This window comes from Peribacillus sp. NPDC006672 (assembly GCF_050274955.1).
GTDB lineage: Bacteria > Bacillota > Bacilli > Bacillales > DSM-1321 > Peribacillus.
In genome coordinates, this window is the sequence record NZ_JBNNOR010000036.1 from 1 (window position 1) to 6,409 (window position 6,409).

Below are 6,409 nucleotides of genomic sequence, written 5' to 3' on the forward strand. Positions count from 1 at the left end.
ATCTCGTATAATAGCCGCAAAATCTTGAGTGAAAATCAAACAACTCGAGGTTAAGCATCCATTCACGAGTAAATCAACTAAAGTCACGAGTAAAACAGCTGAACTCACGAGTAAAGTGTCCAAATTCACGAGTAAAACGCCAAAACTCACGAGTAACAGCATGAAATCTAGTATAATAACCGCAAAATCTTGAGTGAAAATCAAACAACTCGAGGTTAAGCATCCATTCACGAGTAAATCGGCTGAATTCTCGAGTAAAGTGTCTAAATTCACGAGTAAACCGCCAAAACTCACGAGTAACAGCATCAAATCTCGTATAATAGCCGCAAAATCTTGAGTGAAAATCAAACAACTCGAGGTTAAGCATCCATTCACGAGTAAATCAACTAAAGTCACGAGTAAAATGCTCAAACTCACGAGTAAAGTGTCTAAATTCACGAGTAAAACGTCAAAACTCACGAGTAAACCGCCAAAACTCACGAGTAACAGCATCAAATCTCGTATAATAGCCGCAAAATCTTGAGTGAAAATCAAACAACTTGAGGTTAAGCATCCATTCACGAGTAAATCAACTAAAGTCACGAGTAAAACGCTCAAACTCACGAGTAAAGTGTCCAAATTCACGAGTAAACCGCCAAAACTCACGAGTAACAGCATCAAATCTCGTATAATAGCCGCAAAATCTTGGGTGAAAATCAAACAACTCGAGGTTAAGCAACCATTCACGAGTAAATCAACTAAACTCACGAGTAGAGCATGAAATCTCGTATAATAGCCGCAAAATCTTGAGTGAAGTGTCCAAACTCACGAATAAACCGCCCAAACATGAGTAAACCTCTCAAATTCAGGAACAAAACATTCTAGTTAGTGTGGGCTTATAGCAGCTACGCCTTAAGTCTTACTAGAAAATATAGCTAAGGCTCATTATACGAACTCGTAAAACTAGATAAGATATATACATGGAAAGGAGGACGAAAACAATGAAGAAATTTGGTTTATTTATTGTAGGACTGATCGCATTATTCATGTTGCTAGCGAATGTTGGTCCATTAATCAGCCTGGCGATTTGCTTGGGGATCCTATACTTTGGGTTCAAACAGTTCATGAAGTCCGAATCGACAGGAGCCAAGATTGCCTGGGGATCAATCTCCCTTATCGTGCTTGTAGTGGCTATTTCCCATATCCCAGCGATATTAGGACTGGTAGCAGCTTATGTTCTTTACCTGGTCTATAAAAAATGGAATGAAAATGATGAAAATGTATCGAAAGAAACGGACCCATTCTCAAATTTTGAAAGAGAGTGGAAAGAGTTGAATAAGAACTAATAGAAGGGATGGAATTGGAATGGGTAATTTATTTTCAAGAATGAAACAAACGATTTCAGCGGATTTTCACGACTTGTTGGATAAAAAGGAGCAAAAAAATCCAATTGGAATGTTAAATCAATATTTACGTCAATGCGAGCAGGAGACAGAAAAGGTCGGTAAGCTGCTTGAACGTCAATATCTTTTGAAAGAAGAGTTTACGCGTGAATATAATCAAGCGCAAAATCTGGCTGAAAAACGTAAGCATCAGGCTGAAATTGCTAAGCAGTCAGGAGAAACGGATTTAATGGACTTTGCTTTCAAGGAAAGCCTGCACTATGAAGATCGTGCGCTAAGTTTGAAGGAGGCGCATAAAAGTGCAGAAGTTCAGTTGGCTGAACTGGAGCGGAAGTATGAAGAAATGAAGCATAAGCTCAAGGATATGCATCTAAAGCGGATGGAACTGATGGGCAGGGAGAATATTGCCCGGGCAAACAACCGGATCAACCGTGTTTTAGAAGGAGGCAGTTCCGACGCCAAACCGGTAGCGATGTTTGAAGAAATGGAGCATTATATCGATCGCATCGAGCATCAAGTCCATACAGATTATAATCGGCATACAATCGATGCCAGGATTGTCCAGCTTGAAAAGGAACTGGAACAGAAAGAAGCGTAAAGGTATTTTAAAGCATTGCTGTTATCCCCTGACCTTATGGAATGGAGGTCGGGGGAAAACAGGCTGTCAGAACGTGATAATTTCATGGTATTCTTAAAAGGCACGGGTTCCTGTGCCTTTTAAGAATATCATGATCATATACAGGGGAGGCGAACCGATGTTGAACAAGATGAAGACGGACTATATGGGATGGATACTTCTCATCGGAGTCGTCCTGCTTTTTTTAGAGATTTCATTTACGGGTGGAGGTCTCCTTTTTTCCCTCGCTTTTTCAATTGGATGTATCTATTTAGGCAGGAAATTCACAAAACGGTCAATTGGGAAAATCCTATTTTTTATAGGGCTGATTTCCCTTATCATCACTGTCTTGAATATGTTCGTCTTTAGATTTTTCCTTATGGCGATCCTCATTTATCTTTTACTTTTATATTATCAGTCCAAAAAGAATCCTGATTGGGTCAGTCCCATTTTAACAAATGATGATTCGGACGAAGAAAAGATCAATAAGGAACAATTGCTGAAGACCGATTATCTATTTAAAAATAAGTTTTTCGGTCATCAACAAACGGCTGAGCATGTATATGAATGGAATTCCGTGAATGTTCAGGGCGGGGTCGGTGATACGGTTATCGATTTAAGCAAAACGATTTTACCGAAAGGCGACGCTGTCATTTCCATCAGGAATATCATTGGCAATATCACTGTCCTTGTACCGTATGGCATCGAAATAAGGGTCCATCATTCTGTCATTGCAGGCAGAGCGAGGATCTTTGAAAATAAGCCTGAATCCAGGGTCTTTAATCAAATTTATTCATACCAAACGGAAGGGTTCAATGAAACGGATCACAAGGTCCATATCATCACTTCAATCTTAGTTGGGGATTTAGAGGTGAAGCGGGTATGAGCATAATGACACGACAGATATTGACTGCCCTTGGTGTTTCTTTCGTACTTTCCCTTGCCTTGCCGGCGGCGATTTTCTTTATTTTTCCTTTATCCGACTGGAGCGTATTGTGGGAGAAAGTGGTCATGGGGTTACCCTTCGTCATATTCCTGCCAAGTCTGGTCATTACGGTAGGGCTTTTCTATGGTGTCGTTTCGGGGTTGTTTTGGAAGAGGCAGCTGGAAAGGGTGGATGAAGGGCTATATTTACTTGAACAGGGTCGCTTACCTTCGCAACAGGAGGCGTATCCGATCCAAGAGATGGCTAAAATGGTGGAACGGATGCAACTGATTCATAAGCAAATCAATGAGCAGACCAAATTATCACAAAAAATGGCGAATGAAAAGGCCATTGATCAGGAGAAACAGATCCAGGAAATCGTTTCCCAGGAACGAAACCGTTTGGCGCGGGAACTGCATGATTCGGTGAGCCAGCAATTGTTTGCCGCTTCGATGTTCATGTCGGCCATTACCGAGTCACAATCAGATATGGAAAAAACGGAAATGAAACAATTCAAGATAGTGGAAGAGATGATCCATCAATCCCAGCTTGAGATGAGGGCTTTATTACTTCACTTGAGACCCGTTGCCTTAAAGGGAAAATCTTTACAGGCGGGGATGAAGGAGCTCCTGGAGGAATTGGCACAAAAAGTGACGATGGACATAAATTGGAAGATGGAAACTGTCACTCTGGATAAGGGGATTGAAGACCATCTGTTCCGGATTTTACAAGAATCGATTTCCAATACACTAAGACATGCAAAGGCGGACTCGCTTGAAGTGCTATTGATCGTTCGTGATGGGCTGATCATTTTACGGATAACGGATGATGGCATCGGTTTTAACGTCGAGGAGTCGAAAACGGGATCATATGGTCTGCAAAATATGCATGAACGGGCTGTGGAATTAGGCGGAACGATGCAACTTGTAAGCGTTCCGAATAAAGGAACGAAACTTGAAGTGAAAATCCCATTATTAAATGCTGGAGGTGATCATGATGATTAAAGTATTATTTGTCGATGACCATGAAATGGTAAGAATAGGGGTATCGGCTTATTTATCTGCACAGTCGGATATCGAAGTGATCGGGGAAGCGGACAATGGCTTGAAGGCTGTCGAACTGGCAATGGAATTGCGTCCGGATATCATTTTGATGGATTTGGTCATGCCGGAAATGGATGGCATAGAAGCGACGAAACGAATTATTGAGAGTTGGCCAGAAGCAAAGATCATCATTGTGACAAGCTTTCTTGATGATGAAAAAGTGTACCCGGCATTGGAAGCGGGAGCGACGAGCTATATGTTAAAAACATCAAAGGCCAGCGAGATTGCGAGAGCCGTCCGTTCCACGTTCCAGGGGCAAAGCGTACTTGAACCTGAAGTGACGGGGAAAATGATGGAGAAGTTGCGTCGCCCAAAGATTACCCAGCTTCATGATCAATTGACAAACCGCGAAATGGAAATTTTGCTGCTTATGACAAAAGGGAAAACGAATCAGGAAATTGCGGATGAACTATACATAGCCCTGAAAACAGCCAAAGTACATGTCAGCAATATATTAAGTAAGCTTGCCGTACAGGACCGCACGCAAGCAGTGATTTACGCATTTAAGCATTCGCTCGTTCAAGAAGAGGAGTAAGAGCGTCTATTTACCAAAGATAAAAGTCTGTTATATTTAGGGAATTATCCCATCCTGTAAAGTTCTTTCAAGGTTGCTGATTGCAGCCTTTTTTTTACGGATAAAGGGAAAGCAGGCAGAAAGCAGGTGAAATGATGTTAAGAGTCATCTTAGAATTATTTCGTATAATCACCATTATTTTTGTTATTGGAATGATCATGGGGTTCATCATTAATTCAATCTATTCGATTTTTGGAATAACCGTAGAAAATACCACAGGTGGATGGATTGTTGGTCTGGCAATTTTTCCATTACTTTATATACTCTATAAAAACCGGCTTCAATTTTCAGGGTTCTATAAAAATGGCAAACAAGTAAAGCTCTCAAACAGGACAACTACTATACTGCTTTGCTTTTCCGTGCTAATGTTAACGGTTGCCCCCTTATTTCGCTAACGGTATGCAAAAAGAGCATGTTTTGATCAAAACATGCTCTTTTTTATACAGTTTTTCAAGATTACCCAGCTTCATTTGCAGCATCGAGCTTCTTGCCATATATCCGATAAAGAACGAAGGCAAATATTATTCCTATAAAGGATTGGATGGAAATAGACAGCTAGACTTGTTCGAGGATGGAAAATAGTCAATTTCACTTTTTAAAAATGGATGCAAATGATAGAATTAACACTTATTGTTAAGTGTGTGCAAGGGGGTAATATAATGGATCAAGACACAAAAGTGGTTCAAGAGTTACAGGAATTGAAGCAAAAAGTCGGTCATCTTGAAGACTTATTAACGGAGCAAGCGAATCAAAAAGAAAAAGCAGGGCCAGTTCGAACCTTCATTGATGCATTAGTTTCTTTGCTATTTGGTGTAATTGTTGTAGGACCGGTTGTGGTGATTGTCGTTGGGGTGTTGATGGTGGTCGCATCATGGTTAGGGATGGAGGTTTAAGAGTTATGAAGAGTCTTGAAACATGCAAAAGGGGGAATTTTGATTGGTGGATTTAAATATCTTTATAGCATTTAGTGCAGGAATACTATCCTTCATATCTCCGTGTTGTTTACCATTATATCCTGCCTTTTTATCTTATATTACAGGTTTATCAGTTAGTGAGTTAAAAGACGAAAGTAACAAATTCAATCGAAAGGCACTGCTTCATACCTTTTTCTTTTTGGTGGGTTTTTCTATCATATTTGTTGCTCTTGGGCTTTCGACATCGATCTTTTATGAATTCTTTTATGAATATATTGATTTGATTAGGCAAGCAGGGGCCGTTTTAATCGTTTTGTTCGGCCTGATAATAGTAGGATTTCTCCAGCCGAAATTTTTAATGAAGGATAGGAAAATGACCTTTAAAAACCGTCCATCCGGATATATCGGTTCTATTTTGATTGGTATTGGTTATGCAGCTGGTTGGACTCCATGTGTCGGTCCGATATTAGGGGCTGTCATGACTCTCGGTTTATATACGGGACAAGGCTTACTCTATATGATTGCTTATATACTTGGATTTTCAATCCCATTCTTCATCATGTCATTTTTTATCGGGAAATCAGGCTGGATAAGGAAGTATAATCGTAACTTCACAAAAATTGGCGGATATCTCACAATTGCTATGGGGATTATCTTATTTTTTGATTGGATGACTAACATAACTTTCTTTCTGACAAATCACGTATTCGGGGGTTTTAAAGGTTTCTGAGATCATGAATCATACATAATAAATAAAGGCTGTTTTCGCATACTTTGTTGCTATTTAGTGCGGTGTGGTGGATTTCCCCTCCAGATGCTCGCTTTCCGCGGGGCGGGCGGTGAGCCTCCTCGGCGTAAACGCCTGTGGGGTCTCACCTGTCCCGCTGCTCCCGCA

At 40.5% G+C, this 6,409-nt stretch carries 8 protein-coding genes; 7 read left to right on the forward strand and 1 reads right to left on the reverse strand.

Features of this window, described 5'->3' with window-relative positions; all coding sequences use genetic code 11:
- The coding region (locus ACQKKK_RS26105; RefSeq protein WP_427620000.1) for a hypothetical protein at nucleotides 1–747 on the reverse strand (747 nt) is incomplete at its 3' end.
- 233 nt (nucleotides 748–980) lie between these two features.
- Here ACQKKK_RS26105 and ACQKKK_RS26110 point away from each other — a divergent pair.
- The 7 genes from ACQKKK_RS26110 to ACQKKK_RS26140 all read left to right on the forward strand — a co-directional run bounded on the left by ACQKKK_RS26110 (nucleotide 981) and on the right by ACQKKK_RS26140 (nucleotide 6,244).
- Nucleotides 981–1,325, forward strand: a complete 345-nt coding sequence (locus tag ACQKKK_RS26110; RefSeq protein WP_427620001.1) for a flagellar basal body rod protein — start codon at nucleotides 981–983, stop codon at nucleotides 1,323–1,325.
- Between the two features lie 19 nt (nucleotides 1,326–1,344).
- Complete coding sequence (locus tag ACQKKK_RS26115; protein ID WP_427620002.1) at nucleotides 1,345–1,980, forward strand: PspA/IM30 family protein; 636 nt, start codon at nucleotides 1,345–1,347, stop codon at nucleotides 1,978–1,980.
- Nucleotides 1,981–2,137: 157 nt separating this feature from the next.
- Nucleotides 2,138–2,884 (forward strand): cell wall-active antibiotics response protein LiaF, encoded by a 747-nt coding sequence (gene liaF / locus ACQKKK_RS26120; RefSeq protein ID WP_318687945.1) that lies wholly within the window; start codon nucleotides 2,138–2,140, stop codon nucleotides 2,882–2,884.
- Nucleotides 2,881–3,927, forward strand: coding sequence for a sensor histidine kinase (locus ACQKKK_RS26125; RefSeq protein ID WP_427620003.1), 1,047 nt, complete (start codon nucleotides 2,881–2,883; stop codon nucleotides 3,925–3,927). Before liaF ends, ACQKKK_RS26125 begins: the two co-directional genes overlap by 4 nt.
- On the forward strand, nucleotides 3,920–4,561 hold the full coding sequence (locus ACQKKK_RS26130) for a response regulator (protein WP_427620006.1): 642 nt from the start codon (nucleotides 3,920–3,922) through the stop codon (nucleotides 4,559–4,561). The genes ACQKKK_RS26125 and ACQKKK_RS26130 overlap by 8 nt, the downstream gene beginning before the upstream one ends.
- Nucleotides 4,562–5,259: 698 nt before the next feature.
- Nucleotides 5,260–5,493: a hypothetical protein gene (locus ACQKKK_RS26135; protein ID WP_427620004.1), complete on the forward strand. Its 234-nt coding sequence runs from the start codon at nucleotides 5,260–5,262 to the stop codon at nucleotides 5,491–5,493.
- Nucleotides 5,494–5,536: 43 nt separating this feature from the next.
- On the forward strand, nucleotides 5,537–6,244 hold the full coding sequence (locus tag ACQKKK_RS26140; protein ID WP_427620005.1) for a cytochrome c biogenesis CcdA family protein: 708 nt from the start codon (nucleotides 5,537–5,539) through the stop codon (nucleotides 6,242–6,244).
- The last annotated feature ends 165 nt before the right edge of the window (nucleotides 6,245–6,409 follow it).